An 18,499-nucleotide genomic window follows, 5' to 3' on the forward strand; every position below is an offset into this window, starting at 1 on the left:
GTCGGAGCGGTACCGTGTGCCCCGCCGGGTTGAACACTGTTCAGCAAAGTGGCAATCGACGGGCGCCGCATTCCCGGTTCGGGTGCTGCCCACTTGCCGGGATCCCGGAACGTGGTACGGCAACCCCTTCTTCACTCGATCATTTCACCGATCCGGCCGCGTCTCCCGCGTTACCCGCCAATCGGGTGACGTGCCGTAAGCTGAAGCACAACTTCCGAAACCGGCTTACTCCGGGCATCACCCCCGTTCGTCACCCGGGTGACGCGGTGTCTTCGCAGGTGAGCGCGTCGCAGTAAAGTCAAACCTCCCAATCGAGGTAACATTTTCCGGCAGAAGAGTGAACAATAACCGACGTCGAACTACTCGCTGTCCGGGCAAACCGCAGCGATTTTTGGACATTTTCGCCAATGCTCCGTTCGGCGGTACGAGCTTTGCGTTCACTGGGTAGCGTGATGCGAATCCGGCTGGTCTTGGGGGCGACTCGACCGCCGGGTGACCGACCTGTTGCACGAAGAACGCCGGTTGTCGCGCGCGTTCGGCGGTCGTTGGCGCCCAATCAGCGCCGCGGGGGGCCGTCGAAATCGGAACAGTTTCCGGGTGTCGCCACGCGGCTTCGCGGTGGAAAGGATCACTGTGTCTTGGGCTCGTTCCTGCGGGTTTACCCGGTGGGTGGCACACCGGGCGGATTTGTTGAACGAGTGGCAAAAAGCCGGCCGCGGCGAAAGCGGCCGGCCGCCGAATTCGGCGATTTCCCTGGTCGCGGGCCGCGCCTGCCTGCCATCTCCCAGCGCGTGGACTGCCCTGCGCTGACGTCATCCGTGCTCGAAAGGTTTCCGCAATGCCGCGATACGACGTCTCGGTGCCCGACGCCGACGACGACAGATCGGTACCCGCGCGTACCCTCGCCGGGCTGTTCGAGGCCCAGGCCGCCCGTACCCCCTCGGCACCGGCGCTGACCGGCGCGGACGGCAGGCTGACCTACGCGACGGTGAACGCACGGGCGAACCGCCTGGCGCGGCTGCTGATCTCCCGCGGTGCCGGCCCGGAAGGGGTCGTCGCGCTGGTCCTGCCGAGGTCGGCGGACCTCGTCGTCGCCGAGCTGGCGGCGGCCAAGGCCGGGGCCGCCTTCCTGCCGGTCGACCCCGACCAGCCCGCCGAGCGCCTCGCCTTCGTGCTCGAGGACGCCAAACCCGTGCTCGTCGTGGGCCGCGGGACCCCGGAAAGCGCCCTCGACCTCGGCGAACCCGGCCTGCTCGACGGTTTCGCGGCCACCGACCCCACCGACGCCGACCGGACACGCCCGCTGCGCCCGGACCACCCGGCCTACCTCATCTACACGTCCGGCTCGACCGGCGTCCCCAAGGGCGTGCTCGTCACCCACCGCGGCCTGGCCGGCTTCTTCGCCGCGATGCGGGAGCAGTACGACGTGCGGCCCGGCGACCGGGTCCTCGAGTTCTCCTCGCCGAGCTTCGACGCGTCGATCCTCGAGCTCGGCATGGCGCTGCCGCACGGAGCCGCCCTGGTGGTGCCGCCGCCCGGCCCGTTGCTGGGCGACCGGCTCGCCGGCGTCCTGGCCGAGCACCGGATCACCCACGCGCTCATCCCGCCCGTCGCGCTGGCCACGCTGCCGGCGCACGCGCTGCCGGACTTCCGCACGGTGATCGTCGGCGGCGACGCCTGCCCGCCCGAACTGGTCCGGACCTGGGCGCCCGGGCGCCGGATGATCAACTCCTACGGTCCCACCGAGTTCACCGTCGTCGCCACCTGGAGCGACCCGCTGGTCCCCGGCGGCCCGCCCCCGATCGGCCGTCCGCTGCCGGACGCCACCGCCTACGTGCTCGACGAGGCGCTGCGCCCGGCCGACGCCGGCGAGCTCTACGTCACCGGCCCCGGGCTGGCCCGCGGCTACCTCGACCGGCCGGGGCTGACCGCGAGCCGGTTCGTGGCCGACCCCTTCGGCGCGCCCGGCGCCCGGATGTACCGGACCGGCGACCTCGTCCGGCGCACCGCCGACGGCGAGCTGGCGTTCGCCGGGCGGGCCGACCACCAGGTCAAGATCCGCGGCTTCCGGATCGAACCCGGCGAAGTCGAGGCGCTGCTGCTCGCCCGGGAGGGTGTCCGCGAGGCGGTCGTCGTCGCCCGCGAGGACCGGCCCGGCGTCAAGCAGCTGGTCGCCTACTTCGCCGGGGACGCCGATCCGGCGGACCTGCGCGCGGCCGCGGCCGACCGGCTGCCGCCGTACCTGGTCCCGGCCGCGTTCGTCGCGCTCGAAGCGATGCCGCTGACCCACCACGGCAAGCTGGACCGCGACGCGCTGCCCGAACCCGACTGGGCCGCCCAGGTCCGGGCCGCCCACACCCCGCCGCGGACCGACGCCGAGCACGCGCTCGCCGAAATCTGGGCCGACGTGCTGGGCGTGCCGGACATCGGCGTCGACGCGGACTTCTTCGAACTCGGCGGGGACTCCGTCCTCGGCGCCCGGGCGCTGGCCCGGATCCGCGCCCGGTTCGGGGCCGAGCTGTCCCCGCGGGTGGTGTTCGACGCCCGCACCATCGCGAAGCTCGCCGAGCTGCTGCCGGCTCTCCCCAGTGCCCCGGCCGCCCGGATCGAGCCCGCGCCGTACGCGGCCGTGGTGCCGCTCTCGCCGGTCCAGCGCCGCCTCTGGGTGCTCGACCGGCAGCAGCCGGGCAGCACCGAGTACAACGCCGGCGTCGGCCTCACCCTCGAAGGCCCGCTGGACCGCGACGCCTTGCGCGCCGCGCTGGACGGCCTGGCCGCCCGGCACGAGGCGCTGCGGACGACCTTCCGCAGCGTCGACGGCGAAGGCGTCCAGGTCGTCGACGGCGAAGGCACCATCCCGCTGCGGGAAGCCGACGCCGAGGCGGACCTGGACGCGCAGCTGGCGGCCGAGCTCGACCGCCCCTTCGACCTGACGACCGGCCCGCTCACCCGGGCCACGCTGCTCCGCCGCGGCCCGGAGGAGCACCTGCTCCTGCTCTGCCAGCACCACATCGTCACCGACGGCTGGTCGGTCGGCCTGCTCGTCGACGAGTTCGCCGCGCTCTACGCGGGGGAGAAGCCCGCGCCACCGGACATCGGCTACCGCGACTACTCCCGCTGGCACCACGACCGGCTGGCCGGGCTGCGCGAGCGGCAGCTGGCGTACTGGCGCACGCAGCTGGCCGGCCTCGAGCCGCTGGACCTGCCCACCGACCGGCCCCGCCCGCCGGTCCGCGCCGCCGAGGGCGCGATCCGCCGCTACGAGCTGCCGGCGGAGCTCGCCGGGCAGCTCGCCGAACTGGGGCACGACACCGGCGCGACGCTGTTCACGACGCTGACCGCGCTCGTCCAGCTGCTGCTGGCCCGCTACACCGGGCAGGACGACGTCGCCGTCGGCACCGCGGTCTCCGGCCGCGACCACGACCAGCTCGAACGGCTCGCCGGCTTCTTCGTCAACACCCTGGTCCTGCGGTCCGCGGTCGACCCGGGACTGCCCTTCGACGCTTTCCTCGGCCGGGTCAAGGAAACCGTGCTGGCGGCCTTCGCCGCCGCCGAAGTGCCCTTCGACCAGGTCGTCGACGACCTGCGGCCGGCTCGTGACCCGAGCCGGACCCCGCTGGTGCAGGTCCTGCTGGTGCTGCAGCAGGACCTCGTCCGGCCCCGGGAGGCGGGCGCCCTCCGCATGGGCGAGCACGATCTGCCCCGCCCCCGGGCCCGGTTCGACCTCGTGCTCGAGTTCCGGCCGCAGGCCCGCGGCTTCGCGATCGAGTACGACACCGCCCTGTTCGACGCCGAGACGATCGACCGCTTCGCCGGGCACCTGCGGGTGCTGGCCGAGGCCGTGGTCGCCGGACCGCACCGGCCGGTGGCCGAGCTGCCGATCCTGACCCCCGCCGAGCTGGCCCACCTGGCCGGGCTGTCCCGCGGTCCGGTGCTCGAGACGCCGGAAACCACGCTGCCGCAGCTGTTCGAGGCCCAGGCCGCCCGCACGCCGGACGCCGTCGCGGTCGTCTGCGACGGCCGTTCGCTCACCTACGCCGAACTCGACGAGCAGGCCGGACGGCTGGCCGCGGTCCTGGCCGGGCGGGGCGCCGGGCCCGAGCGGTTCGTCGCCGTCTCCCTGCCGCGCACCGAACGGATCCTCGTCGCGCTGCTCGGCGTGCTGAAGTCCGGCGCCGCCTACCTCCCGGTCGACCCGGCCTACCCGGCCGAGCGGCAGGAGCTGATCCTCGACGACGCCCGCCCGGCCCTGCTGCTCACCCCGGACGGGCACGGCCCGGGAACCGTGCCCACCTTGGCATTCGACGACGCGGCACTGCTCGATGGCGCTTCCGCCGCGGCGCCGGGGCGCACCACGAACCCGGACCACCCGGCCTACGTGATCCACACGTCCGGCTCGACCGGCCGCCCCAAGGGCGTCGTGGTGGCCCACCGCAGCGCCGCGAACCTGATGGCCTGGGCGGCGCACGACTTCCGGGACGTCTTCCGGCCGGGGTCCACGGTGGTCGCTTCGACGTCGCTCAACTTCGACGTCTCGGTGTTCGAGATCTTCGCGCCGCTGACGACCGGCGCGACCGTCGAGATCGTCCGGGACGTGCTGGCGCTCGGCGAAGGCGAGCACACCGGCCGTCCGGTCGGCCTGGTCAGCGGGGTGCCCTCGGCGTTCGCCCAGCTGCTGGCTCAGGGCACGGTGTCGGTGCGGCCGTCCACTGTGGTCCTGGCCGGCGAGGCACTGACCCGGCACGCGCTGCTCGACATCCGGAAAGCGGTGCCCGGCAGCCGGATCGCGAACATCTACGGGCCCACCGAGTCCACTGTGTACGCCACCGCGTGGTACCACGACACCGACCGCACCCCGCCGATCGGCCGCCCGATCGCCGGCATCCGCGCGTACGTGCTCGACCGCGGGCTGCGGCCGGTGCCGGTCGGCGTGCCGGGCGAGCTGCACCTCGGCGGCGCCGGGGTGGCCCGCGGCTACCTCGGCCGGCCGGGCCTGACCGCCGGCCGGTTCGTCGCCGACCCGTTCGGCGCGCCGGGCGCCCGGATGTACCGGACCGGGGACGTCGTCCGCTGGAGCACCCGCGGCGAGCTGGAGTACCTCGGCCGGGCCGACGACCAGGTCAAGATCCGGGGCTTCCGGATCGAGCCCGGCGAGGTGGCGGCCGCGCTGCGGAAGCACAGGGTAGTCACCGAGGCGGTGGTCGTCGCGCGCACCGACGGCGGGCACCAGCGGCTGGTCGCCTACGTCGTCCCCGAAGCACCCGCCGGCCTGCGGGAATTCCTGGCCGCCACGCTGCCCGCGCACCTGGTGCCCTCGGCGTTCGTGCCGCTCGATGCGCTGCCGCTCAACCCCAGCGGCAAGCTCGACCGGCGTGCCCTGCCCGCCCCGGACTGGGCGGGCGGCACCACCCGCGTCGCCCCGAGGACCGAGACCGAACGGCTGCTGGCCGGCATCTGGGCCGACGCGCTCGGGCTGCCCGAGGTCGGCGTCGAGGACAACTTCTTCGAACTCGGCGGCGACTCGATCCTCGGCATCCGGCTGGTGTCCGAAGCGGCCAAGGCCGGGTTGCGGATCACCACGAAGGACGTCTTCCGGCACCAGACGATCGCCGCGCTCGCCGCGGCGGCCGGGGTGGCCGAGCCGTCGGCCGAGCGGCAGGCGGCGACCGGCGAAGTGGTCGTCACCCCGATCCAGCACTGGTTCCTCGACACCGACCCGGCCGACCCTGACCACTTCGTCCAGCAGCTGAGCGTCCGGCTCGCCGGGGACCTCGACTCCGGCCGCCTGCGCGCGGCGGTGAACACCGTCGTCGCGCACCACGACGCCCTGCGGCTGCGCTTCCGCCGGACCGCGGACGGCTGGGCCCAGGAACACGCCGAGCCCGGCGAGACCGACGTCTTCGGCGCGAAGATCGACATCGGGCACGGTCCGCTGGTCAGCGCCGAACTCACCGGCACGACCCTGCGCCTGGCCGTGCACCACCTGGTGGTGGACGGCGTCTCGTGGCGGATCCTGCTGGAGGACATCGAGCACGCCTACCACGGCCGGGACCTGAGCGCCCGGACGACGTCCTTCCGGGACTGGGCGGCCCGGCTCGCCGGGCACCCCTTCGACGGCGACCTGCCGTACTGGCAGGCCGTCGCGGGCGCCGACATCCCACTCGACACCGAGGGCGCCAACACGGTGGCGAGCACCCGCACGGTCACCACCCGGCTGGACGCCGAGCTGACCCGGGCGCTGCTGCAGGACGTCCCCGGCGTCTACCGGACGCAGGTCAACGACGTGCTGCTGGCCGCGCTCGGCGACGCCCTGCGCCGCTGGACCGGGGCCGGGCGCGTGCTCGTCGACCTCGAAGGCCACGGCCGGGAGGACCTGTTCGACGACGTCGACCTCTCGCGCACGGTCGGCTGGTTCACGTCGCTGTTCCCGGTCGGGCTCGAGGTGCCGGCCGACGGCGTCGCGAACCTGCTCAAGTCCGTCAAGGAGCAGCTGCGCGCCATCCCGGCCCGCGGCCTGTCCTACGGCGTGCTGCGCCACCTCACCGGGACCGCTCCCGCGGTGAGGCCCCGGCTCGGCTTCAACTACCTCGGCCGCTTCGAGGCCGATGGCGAGCTGTACCGGGGCCTCGAGCGGGAACTGGAGCTGGTGCAGAACCCGGCCGACATCCGGCCGCACGCCGTCGAGGTCGTCGCCCGGGTCGCGGGCGGCCGGCTGGAGATCACCTGGTTCTACTCCGACCGGCTCCACGCCGAGGCCACCATCCGGACCGTCGCCGACGACCTCGTCCGCGGCCTCGCCGGGATCGTCGCGCACTGCACCGCCCCGGACGCCGGCGGCCGGACGCCGTCGGACTTCCCGCTGGCCCGGCTCGACCAGGCGGCCGTGGACCGGCTGGCCGGCGACGGCCGCGACGTCGAGGACGTCTACCCGCTCACCCCGGCCCAGGCCGGCATGCTCTTCCACCGGCTCACCGGCGGTGGCCGGCACGCCTACCTCCAGCAGGTGACGTTCGTGCAGAGCGACGTCCCGGATCCCGCGGCGCTGGGCCGCGCCTGGCAGCGGGTGGCAGACCGGACCCCGGTGCTGCGCACCCGGGTGGTCTGGGACGGCCTCGACGAGCCCGTGCAGGTGGTCCACCGGCAGGTCGCGCTGCCGATCGAGTACCGCGACTGGACGACCGCGCCGGAGGACCTCGACGCCGTGCTGGCCGCCGACCGCGATACCGGCCTGGACCTGGGTGAGCTCCCGCTGATGCGGCTGCTGCTCGCCCGCGTCTCGGCGACCGAGGTCCGGGTCGTCTGGACGTTCCACCACCTGCTGCTCGACGGCTGGAGCCTCTTCCAGGTGCTCTCCGACGTCGCCGCGGCGCACGCGGGACGTCCGCTGCCCACCCGCCGTCCGTTCCGCGACCACCTCCGGTGGCTGTCCGAACAGGACACCCCGGCGGCGGAAAAGTACTGGCGGGAGAGGCTTTCCGGACGGCAAGAGCCGGCCCGGCTGCGCACCGACCGCGCCGACGGCGGGCACCCGGTCGAGTCGACGGCCTCGCTGCGGATCGAGCTGGCCGCCGGACCGCTGCGCGCCGCCGCGCAACGGCACGGGCTGACCCTCAACACGCTCGTCCAGGGCGCCTGGGCGGTGTTGCTGGCCCGCCACACCGGCCGTCCGGAGGTCTGCTTCGGCACCACGGTCGCCGGGCGGCCTGCCGAACTGCCCGGCGCGGACGAGATCACCGGCATGTTCATCACCACGCTGCCGGTCGTCGCCGACGTCGGCGAGCGGGCGGCGGCGGTGGACTGGCTGCGCGGCCTGCAGGAGGCCCAGGCCGAGGCCCGGCGGTTCGACCACCTCTCCCTGGCCCGCCTGCAGAGCTGGGGCGGGGAGTTCGACACCCTGCTCGTGTTCGAGAACTACCCGGTGACCGCGGGACTCGGGCTGCGCGACCTGCGCGGGGTCGAGACGACCAACTACCCGCTCAGCGTCGTCGCCTACCCCGGCGAGGAGCGCCTGGAGTTCCTGTTCGGCTACGACCCCGGCCTGTTCGACGCCGAGACGATCGCCGGGTTCGCCTGCCACTTGGAAACCCTGCTGGCCGAGCTCGCGACCCGGCCGCACGAGCCGCTCGCCCGGCTGCGCATGCTCACCGGCGGCGACGAGCGGGCCGTCCTGGCCCGGGGGCGCGGCACCGCGCAGGACCACCCGGACACGACCGTGCCTGCGCTGTTCGCCGAGCAGGTCCGCCGCACCCCGGACGCGATCGCCGTCACCGGCGGAGAAACCCTGACCTACGCGGAACTGGACGCACGGGCGAACCGGCTGGCGCACCGCCTGCTCGCCCTCGGCGCGCAGCGGGACGGCCTGGTCGGGCTGCTGCTGGGCCGCTCGGCCGACGTCGTCGTCGCCGAACTGGCGGTGCTCAAGGCCGGCGGTGCCTACCTGCCGCTGGACGCCCGCGCGCCCCGCAGCCGGCTGGCCGCGCTGCTCGACGGTGTCCGCGTGGTGGTGACCGACGACGCCGGCCGGGCACTCGCCGCCGAGATCCACAGTGGACCGATCGTCTCGGTCCGCGAGCTCGGGGACGAGCCGGCCGGGGCGCCGGAAATCCCACTCCGGCCCGGGAACCTGGCCTACGTCATGTACACGTCCGGCTCGACGGGCACGCCCAAGGGCGTGGCGGTCAGCCACCGCGACATCGTCGGCCTGGCCAGGGACGGGTCCTTCGCCGGGCCCGCGCACCGGACCGTGCTCATGCACTCGCCGCCGGCCTTCGACGCGTCGACGTACGAGGTGTGGGTGCCGCTGCTGAGCGGCGGCCGCGTGGTGGTCGCCCCGCCGGGGAACGTCGACGCGGACGTCCTGCGCTGCGTGATCGGCGCGCACGGCGTCACCGCGGTGTGGCTCACCGCCGGGCTGTTCCGCCTGCTGGCCCAGGAAGACCCGGGCTGCCTGGCCGGCGTCGCCGAGGTGTGGACCGGCGGGGACGTCGTGCCCGCCGAAGCCGTCCGCCAGGTGCGGGCCGCCTGCCCGGACCTCACCGTCGTCGACGGCTACGGCCCCACCGAGACCACGACGTTCGCCACCCGGTTCGTGGTCGGGCCGGACGAGCCGGTGCCCGCTGCGGTGCCGATCGGGCGGCCACTGGACGCCATGGCCGCTTACGTCCTCGACCACGGGCTGCGGCCGGTGCCACCGGGCGCCGTCGGCGAGCTGTACCTGGCCGGCACCGGGCTCGCCCGCGGCTACCTCGGGCAGCCCGCGCTGACCGCCGAACGGTTCCTCGCCGATCCCTTCGGCGCGCCGGGCGCACGGATGTACCGGACCGGTGACCTGGTCCGCTGGATCGACGATGGCGTGCTGGAGTTCGCGGGCCGGGCCGACGACCAGGTGAAGATCCGCGGTTTCCGCGTCGAACTCGGCGAGATCGAAACGGCGCTGACCGCCCACCCCGAGGTGACCGAAGCCGTCGTCGTGGCGGCCGAGCACGGCGGGGCCAAGCGGCTCGTCGCCTACGTGGTCGCGACCGGGACGCCGGACCTGCGGGAGTTCCTGCTGCGGACGCTGCCGGACTACCTGGTCCCGGCCGTCTTCGTGCCCCTGGACGCCTTGCCGCTCAACGACAACGGGAAGGTCGACCGCCGGGCCCTGCCCGCACCGGACTTCGTCTCCGGGCTCGGCTACCGCGAGCCCGCGACGGACGCCGAGCGGCTGCTCGCCGGGATCTGGGCCGAGGTGCTGCGCGTGGACCGCGTCGGTGCCGACGACAACTTCTTCGAGCTCGGCGGCGACTCGATCCTGTCCATCCAGGTGGTCTCCCGTGCCCGCCGGGCCGGGCTGAATCTGATGCCCGGCCAGGTCTTCGACCACCCGACCGTCGCCGCCCTCGCCCTCGCCGCCACCCCGGCCGCGCCCGCCGCGGCCGCCGCCGGGCCGGTGACCGGCGACCTGCCGCTGACGCCGGTGCAGCACTGGTACCTCGACCCGCGGCCGGTGCACCCGGAGCGGTTCGTCCAGACCGTCACGGTCGAGGTGGCGGACGCCGCGGCGCTGCCTCGCGCGCTTCGCGACCTCCAGCTGCACCACGACGCCCTGCGGCTGCGCTTCACCGCCGACGGCGCCCACCACGCGCCCGACGCCCCGGACGTCCTCGGCGCCACCATCGACCTGCAGAACGGGCCGCTGCTGAGCGCCGAACTGTCCGGCACGACGCTGACGCTCTCCGCGCACCACCTGGTCGTCGACGGCGTCTCGTGGCGGATCCTGCTGGAGGACCTGCGAACCCTCCTCGACGGCGGCGAGCTCCCGGCCCGGACGACGTCCTTCCGCGACTGGGCCCGCGCACTGGCCCGGCACACCGCCGACGGCTTCTTCGACGACGAACTCGCCCACTGGGCGGCGATCGACGCCGACCCGGCCCTGCCGGTCGACGGCACGGGCGAAAACACCTACGGTTCCGCGCGCGAAGTGGTCGTCCGGCTGCCCGCGGCGGCGACCCGGGTGGTGCTGCACGACGTGCCGGCGGCCTACCGGACGCAGGTCAACGACGTCCTGCTGACCGCGCTCGGCCGGGTGCTGGGCGACTGGACCGGCCGCGACCGTGTGCTGGTCGACCTCGAAGGCCACGGCCGGGAAGACCTGTTCGGCGGCATCGACCTCTCCCGCACGGTCGGCTGGTTCACCTCGATCTTCCCGGTCGAGCTGACCGCCTCCGGCGAGGACTGGGGCGAGGCGCTGAAGACGACGAAGGAGCGGCTGCGCGCGATTCCCCGCCGCGGCCTCGGCTACGGCGCCCTCCGCTACCTCGCCGGGACCGCCCCGCGCGTCGAACCCCGGATCAGCTTCAACTACCTGGGCCGCTTCGACCACGGTGGCGGCCTCGGCGGCGCGGCGCACCCGGAGCAGGTCCGCGCGCACCAGCTCGACGTCGTCGGCGCGGTCGTCGGCGACGAACTGGAACTGACCTGGCACTACGCGGACGGCGTGCACACCGAGGCCACCGTGCGCCGGCTGGCCGGCGCGCTCCTCGACGCCCTCACCGGGATCGTCGACCACTGCGCCCGGCCGGACGCGGGCGGCCGCACGCCCTCGGACTTCCCGCTGGCCCGGCTCGATCAATCCACTGTAGACCGATTGGCCGGCACCGGCCGCGACGTCGAGGACATCTACCCGCTCACCCCGATGCAGGCCGGCATGGTCTTCCACAGCCTCGTCGACGGCGCGGCCGGGACCTACCTCAACCAGGTGCGGCTGCGGCTGACCGGCATCACCGACCCCGGGCGACTGGCCCGTGCGTGGCAGCAGGTCGTCGCAGACACGCCGGTGCTGCGCACCCGCGTCGTCTGGGAGGGCCTCGACGAGCCCGTGCAGGTGGTCGCCCGAGCTGTCACGGTCCCGGTCGTCCACCTCGACTGGACCGCGCTGAGCGACGACGAGCGCGCCCGCGAGCAGGAGCGGTTCCTCGAGGCGGACCGGGCCGCGGGCTTCGACCTCGCGACCGCCCCGCTGCTGCGCCTGGCGATCGCCCGGCTGCCCGGCGGCGACGTGCTGCTGGTGTGGACGTTCCACCACGTGCTGCTCGACGGCTGGAGCGCCGCGCAGGTGTTCGGCGAGGTCTGCGCCCGGTACGCGGGCGCCGCCGTGCCGGGCCACCGCCCGCCGTTCCGCGAGTACCTGCGGTGGCTCGGCGAGCAGGACACCGCGGACGCGGAAACGCACTGGCGCGACCAGCTCGCGGGCCTGCGGACGCCGACGCCGCTGCCCTACGACCACCGTCCGGTGGAGGCGCACCGCGCGCGGTCCGCCGCCTCGGTCCGGGTGTCGGCGCCCGCCGACGGGCTCCGCGACCTGGCGCGCCGCGCCGGCCTGACCCTCAACACGATCGTGCAGGGCGCTTGGGCGCTGGTGCTGTCGCGCTACAGCGGGGAAACCGGCGTCGTCTTCGGCACCACGGTGTCGGGGCGGCCCGCCGACCTGCCGGGCGTGGAGGCGATGGCCGGGCTGTTCATCAACACCCTGCCCGCACCGGTGACCGTCCACGACGGACTCACCGTGGCGGACTGGCTGCGCGAGCTGCAGACGGCCCAGGCGCGCTCGCGCCGGTTCGACTTCGCGTCACTGGCCCAGCTGCAGACCTGGGCGGGTGGCAGCACGCTGTTCGACAGCATCCTGGTGTTCGAGAACTACCCGTTCGACACCGAAGCCGTGGCCGCGCACGGGATCGGCCTGCACGAGGACGGCGAGCTGCAGCCGACCAACTACCCGCTCAGCGTGGTCGTCACGCCGGGCGAGCGCCTGGAAGTGTCGTTCGACCACGACCCGGACCTGTTCGACCGGGCCACCGTCGACCGGCTCGCCGCGCAGCTGCTGCGGGCGCTGGACCGCCTCGCCGCGAGCCCCGGAACGCGGGTCGGCGAGCTCGACCTGCTCACCGGCGAGGACCGCGAGCGCGTGTTGCGGACGTTCAACGACACCGCGCACCCGCTGCCGGAGGCCACCGTGGTGAGCCGGTTCGCCGACCAGGTCCGCCGGACGCCGGACGCCCCGGCGGTCGACGACCTGACCTACGCGGAGCTGGCCGCCCGCGCCGACGGACTCGCCTCGCGGCTGATCGAGCTGGGTGTCGGGGCCGAGGACCGGGTGGGGCTGCTGCTGGAGCGTTCGGCCGACCTCGTCGTGGCCGAGCTGGCGGTGCTGCGGGCCGGTGCCGCCTACGTGCCGGTGGACCTGCGGGCCCCGGCGAGCCGGATGCGCGTGGTCCTGGCCGAAGCGGGCGTCACGGTGGTCATCGCCGGGGAGTCCTATCAGGACATCCACAGTGGACCGGTGGTCGGGGTGGCCGAGACCGGCCCGGCGGGGGCGCCGGAGGTCCCGGTGCGCCCGGCGAACCTGGCGTACGTCATGTACACCTCCGGGTCGACCGGCAAGCCGAAGGGCGTCGCGGTGACCCACCGCGACATCGTGGCACTGGCCTCGGACCGCTCGTTCGCGGGCGACGCGCACCGGAGCGTGCTGCTGCACTCGCCGCAGGCGTTCGACGCCTCGACCTACGAGGTGTGGGTGCCGCTGCTCAACGGCGGCCGGGTCGTCGTCGCGCCGCCGGGGGACGTCGACGCCGAGGTGCTGCGTGAGGTGGTCGGCCGCCGCGGGGTGCGGGCGCTGTGGCTCACGGCCGGGCTGTTCCGGCTGCTGGCGCAGGAGGACCCGGCCTGCCTGCGCGGTGCCGGTGAGGTGTGGACCGGCGGCGACGTCGTGCCCGCGGCCGCCGTCCGCCAGGTGCGGGAGGCGTGCCCGGGGCTGACCGTCGTGGACGGCTACGGCCCCACGGAGACGACGACCTTCGCCAGCCGGTTCTTCCTGGCCCCCGGCGACCCGGTCCCGGAGGCGATGCCGATCGGGCGGCCGCTGGACAACATGGCCGCCTACGTCCTGGACGCCGGGTTGCGGCCGGTCCCGCCGGGTGTCAGCGGGGAACTGTTCATCGCGGGCGCCGGTGTGTCCCGCGGCTACCTCGGCCGGTCGGGGCTCACCGCGGAACGGTTCGTGGCCAACCCGTTCGGGGCGCCGGGGGAGCGGATGTACCGCACCGGTGACGTCGTCCGCTGGTCCGGCGACGGCGTGCTGGAGTTCGTCGGCCGCGCGGACGACCAGGTGAAGATCCGGGGGTTCCGGATCGAGCCGGGCGAGATCGAAACAGCCTTGGCCGCGCACCCCGACGTCACCGAAGCGGTGGTCGTCGCGCGCGACCGGCGGCTCGTCGCCTACGTCGTCACGACCGGAAAACCGGACCTGCGCGCGTGGCTGCGGCGGGACCTGCCCGACTACATGGTGCCCTCGGCGTTCGTGACGCTGGACGCGCTTCCGTTGAGCGCCAACGGGAAGGTCGACCGCCAGGCGCTGCCCGAGCCGGTCGCGGAGCCGATGACCGGGTTCGTGCCGCCGCGCACGGAGACCGAACGCGTGCTCGCCGAGGTCTGGGCCGACGTGCTCGGTGTCCCCGGCGTCGGCGCCGAGGACAACTTCTTCGAACTCGGCGGCGACTCGATCCTGTCCATCCAGGTGGTCTCCCGGGCCCGCCGCCACGGCCTCGCGCTCACCCCGCGGGACCTGTTCGCGCACCAGACCGTCGCCGCGCTGGCCGTGGCCGCGGGCTCGGCCGCCGTCACCGTGGCCGAACAGGGCCCGGTCACCGGTTCCGCCGCGCTGACCCCGATCCAGCACTGGTTCTTCGCCGGCGACTTCGGCGACCCCGACGGGTTCACGCAGTCGGTGCGCGTCGAGCGGGCCGAGCCCTTCGACGTCGAGACGCTGCGCGCGGCACTGGCGACGCTGGTCGAGCACCACGACGCCCTGCGCATGCGGTTCACCGGCGGCGGCCAGGAGAACGCCCCGGCCGGGACGGCCGAGGTGCTCGGAGCCGAGATCGACGTGACCGGCGGGCCGCTGCTGACCGCCGAACTCACCGGCCCCACGGCCCTGCGGCTGACCGTCAACCACCTCGTCGTCGACGGCGTCTCGTGGCGAATCCTCCTGGAGGACCTGGAAACCGCCTACCGCGGCGGCCCGCTGCCGCCGAAGACGACCTCGTTCCGCGACTGGGCCAACCGGCTCGCCGCGCACGCCGAGGCCGGCGGCTTCGACGACGAACTGCCGTACTGGCGCAGTGCTCTCGCCGTCGACCCGGCCCTGCCGGTCGACGACACCGACGGCGGCGTGGGCACCGGCACGGTCACCACCCGCCTGGACGCCGAGCTGACGCGGGCACTGCTGCAGGACGTCCCCGGCGTGTACCGGACGCAGGTCAACGACGTGCTGCTGGCCGCACTCGGCCGGGTGCTGGCCCGCTGGACCGGCCGCGACGGCGTCCTGGTCGACCTGGAGGGCCACGGCCGCGAGGACCTGTTCGACGACGTCGACCTGTCCCGCACGGTCGGCTGGTTCACCTCGCTGTACCCGGTCGCGCTGCGGATCGGCGACGAGTGGGGCGCCTTGCTCAAGTCGGTCAAGGAACAGCTGCGGGCCGTGCCCCGCCGCGGGGTGGGCTTCGGCGCGCTGCGCTACCTGACCGGGACCGCGCCCGCGCTGCGGCCCGAGATCAGCTTCAACTACCTGGGCCGCCTCGACGGCGCGGCCGGCAGCCTCGACTCGTCGGTCGGCGAAGGCGCGGGGCGCGCGCACCTGCTCGACGTCGTCGGCCGGGTGGACCGGGACAGCCTGGAACTGACCTGGTACTACTCGCGTGACACGCACACCGCCGCCACCGTCGAAAAGCTGGCCGCCGAACTGGTGGCCGCGCTGGGCGAAGCCGTCGCGCACTGCGCCGAGCCCGGAGCGGGCGGCCGGACCCCGAGCGACTTCCCGCTGGCCGGGCTGGACCAGCGGCAGGTGGACCGGATCGCCGGCGACGGCCGCGGCGTGGCCGACGTCCACCCGCTCACCCCGATGCAGGCCGGGATGGTCTTCCACGGGCTGTCCCAGGAAGCACAGGGCGTCTACTTCGAACAGGTCACCACCGTCCTCGACGGCGTGGCCGAGCCGGAGCTGCTGGCGCAGGCCTGGCAGCACGTCGTCGACCGGACGCCGGTGCTGCGCGGCAGCGTGGTCTGGGAGGACGTGCCGGAGCCGCTGCTCGTGGTCCACCGCGCCGCCCGGGTGCCGGTCACCCAGCTGGACTGGCGGGACCGCGACCGCGAGGAAGCCCTCGGCGCGCTCCTCGCCGACGACCGGGCGAAGCCGTTCGACCTCGCGGCCGCGCCGCTGCTGCGGGTCGCACTGGCCCGGCTGCCCGGCGACGCCGTCCAGCTCGTCTGGACGTTCCACCACGTCCTGCTGGACGGCTGGAGCGTCTTCCAGGTGCTCTCCGACGTCTGCACCGCCTACGCCGCCCTGCGCGACGGCACACCGCCCGCCCTGCCGCACCGGCGGCCCTTCGGGGACTACGTCACCTGGCTGCGCGAGCAGACCGCCGAAGGCGCTGAGGACTATTGGCGGCGAGAACTCGCCGGCGTCACCGAGCCGACACCGCTGCCCTACGACCGGCCGCCCGCGGCCACCCACGAATCGAGCTCCTCGACGTGGGTCGGCCGTGACCTCGGCGAGGCGGCGACCGGCAGGCTGGCGGCGTTCGCCCGGCGCGAGCGGCTCACCGTCAACGCCGTCGTGCAGGGTGCCTGGGCGCTGCTGCTGGCCCGGCTCAGCGGCGAAGACGACGTCTGCTTCGGGGCCACCGTGTCCGGCCGCCCGGCCGGGCTGGCCGGCGTCGACGACATCACCGGCATCTTCATCAACACCCTGCCCGTGCGGGTCACCGCCGACCCGGCGGCCCCGGTCGCCGCCTGGCTGCGCGGTCTGCAGACCGCGCAGGCCGAGTCCCGCCGGTTCGAGCACGTGCCGCTGACCGCGGTGCAGGCCTGGAGCGGTGTCGAGGGCGGCCGGAACCTGTTCGACAGCCTCGTGGTGTTCGAGAACTACCCGGTCACCGCGGACGACGTCGCGGCCCACGGCGTGCGGCTGCGTGAACTGCAGGCGATGGAGACGACCAACTACCCGCTCAGCGTCGTGGCCGCCCCCGGCCCGCGCCTGTCGCTCGGCCTCGGCTACGACCCGGCGCTGTTCGACGAGCCGACGGTCGAGCGGCTGGCCCGGCAGCTCGAACACCTCCTCGAGGCGATCGCCGAAGACCCGGCCCGGCCGTTGCGCGAGTTCGACGTCCTCGACGCCGCCGAACGCGAGCAGGTCCTGGTCGCGTTCAACGACACCGGCCACGACGTCCCGCCGGTCACCTTGACCGAGCTGATCGAGGCCCAGGCGGCCCGCACGCCCGACGCCGTCGCCGTGGTCTCGCACGGGGAACGGCTCACCTTCGCCGAGCTCGACACCCGCGCCGACCGGCTGGCGCGGCTGCTGGCCGCGCGCGGAGCCGGGCCGGAGCGGATCGTCGCCCTCGCCCTGCCGCGCTCGGTGGAGATCGTCGTCGCACAGCTGGCGGTGCTCAAGACCGGTGCCGCCTACCTGCCGGTCGACCCCGATTACCCGGCCGAGCGGATCGCGTTCATGCTCGCCGACGCCCAGCCGGTCGTCGTGGTGACGCTGCCCGGCACGCCGGTGCCGGGTGGGAACGTGCTCGTCCTCGACGGCTCGGAAGCCCACGGCCCGGCCACCCCGCTGGGGCGGTCCGTGCCGCCGGCCGCGCCCGCGTACGTCATCTACACCTCGGGCTCGACCGGCACCCCCAAGGGTGTCGTCGTCACCCACGCCGGCCTGGCGAGCTTCTCGAGCGCCGAGATCGCCCACTTCGACGTCCGGCCCGGCGACCGGGTGCTGCAGTTCTCCTCGCCGAGCTTCGACGCGTCGGTGCTGGAGCTGTGCATGGCGCTGCCCGCCGGGGCCGCGCTGGTCGTCCCACCGCCCGGGCCGCTGCTCGGCGACCACCTGGCCGCCGTGCTGCGCGACGAAGGCGTCACGCACGCGCTGATCCCGCCGGTGGCGATGGCGAGCGTGCCCGACGTCGAGCTGCCCGCCTTCCGCACCCTGGTGGTCGGCGGCGAGGCCTGCCCGGCCGACCTGGTGGCCCGCTGGGCGCCGGGCCGCCGGATGATCAACGCCTACGGGCCCACCGAAACCACGGTGGTGGCGACCTGGAGCGACCCCCTCGAGCCGGGGGCCACCCCGCCGATCGGCCGCCCGATCCGCAACACCCGCGTCCGCGTCCTCGACCCCGCGCTCCGGCCGGTGCCGATCGGCGTCGCGGGGGAGCTGTACGTCTCCGGGGCCGGGCTCGCCCGCGGCTACCTGGACCGGGCGGGGCTCACCGCGTCGCGGTTCCTCGCCGACCCGTTCGGGGCGCCGGGGGAGCGGATGTACCGCACCGGCGACCTGGTCCGGTGGCGGGCCGACGGCACCCTCGAGTTCCTCGGCCGGGCCGACGACCAGGTCAAGATCCGCGGCTTCCGGATCGAGCCCGGCGAGATCGTGGCGGTGCTGCGCAGGCACCCGGACGTCCGGGACGCCGCCGTCGTGGCGGACGGGCAGCGGCTGATCGCCTACGTCGTCGGCGAGGCCGGTGCCGGATTGCGGGAGCACGTCGCCGCGACCCTGCCGGCGCACCACGTGCCCGCCGCGTTCGTCCGGCTCGACGCGCTTCCGTTGACCGCCAACGGAAAGCTCGACCGGCGGGCGCTGCCGGCGCCGGCGGCCCCGGTGGAGACCACCGGGTACGTGCCCCCGGAAACCGAGACCGAAGAGGTGCTCGCGGCCATCTGGGCCGAAGCGCTGGACCTCGACCGGGTCGGCGTCGAGGACAACTTCTTCGCACTCGGCGGCGATTCGCTGCGCAGCCTGCGGATCACGTCGATGACGAAGTCCGCCTTCGACGTCGAGCTCACGCCGAAGGACGTGCTCACCGCCGGCACCGTGCTGGCGCTGGCCGAGCTCGTCGAAGAACGGGTCCTGCAGGACCTCGAACGGCTCGCCGCCGGCCAAGACCGCTGAAAACTGTTCATACGA

Annotated in this window: 1 protein-coding gene; it reads left to right on the forward strand. The window is 74.4% G+C overall.

Annotated features, from left to right (window positions below; genetic code table 11):
- The first annotated feature begins 838 nt into the window (after positions 1-838).
- Positions 839-18,484, forward strand: coding sequence for a non-ribosomal peptide synthase/polyketide synthase (locus tag HUT10_RS43400; RefSeq protein ID WP_176176525.1), 17,646 nt, complete (start codon positions 839-841; stop codon positions 18,482-18,484).
- Positions 18,485-18,499 lie beyond the last annotated feature (15 nt).

It is taken from the genome of Amycolatopsis sp. Hca4, from assembly GCF_013364075.1.
Taxonomy (GTDB): Bacteria; Actinomycetota; Actinomycetes; order Mycobacteriales; family Pseudonocardiaceae; genus Amycolatopsis.

Excerpts from the sequence above, each read along its gene's own strand:
- HUT10_RS43400 (WP_176176525.1), top strand. The coding sequence starts at position 839 with ATGCCGCGATACGACGTCTCGGTGCCCGACGCCGACGACGACAGATCG.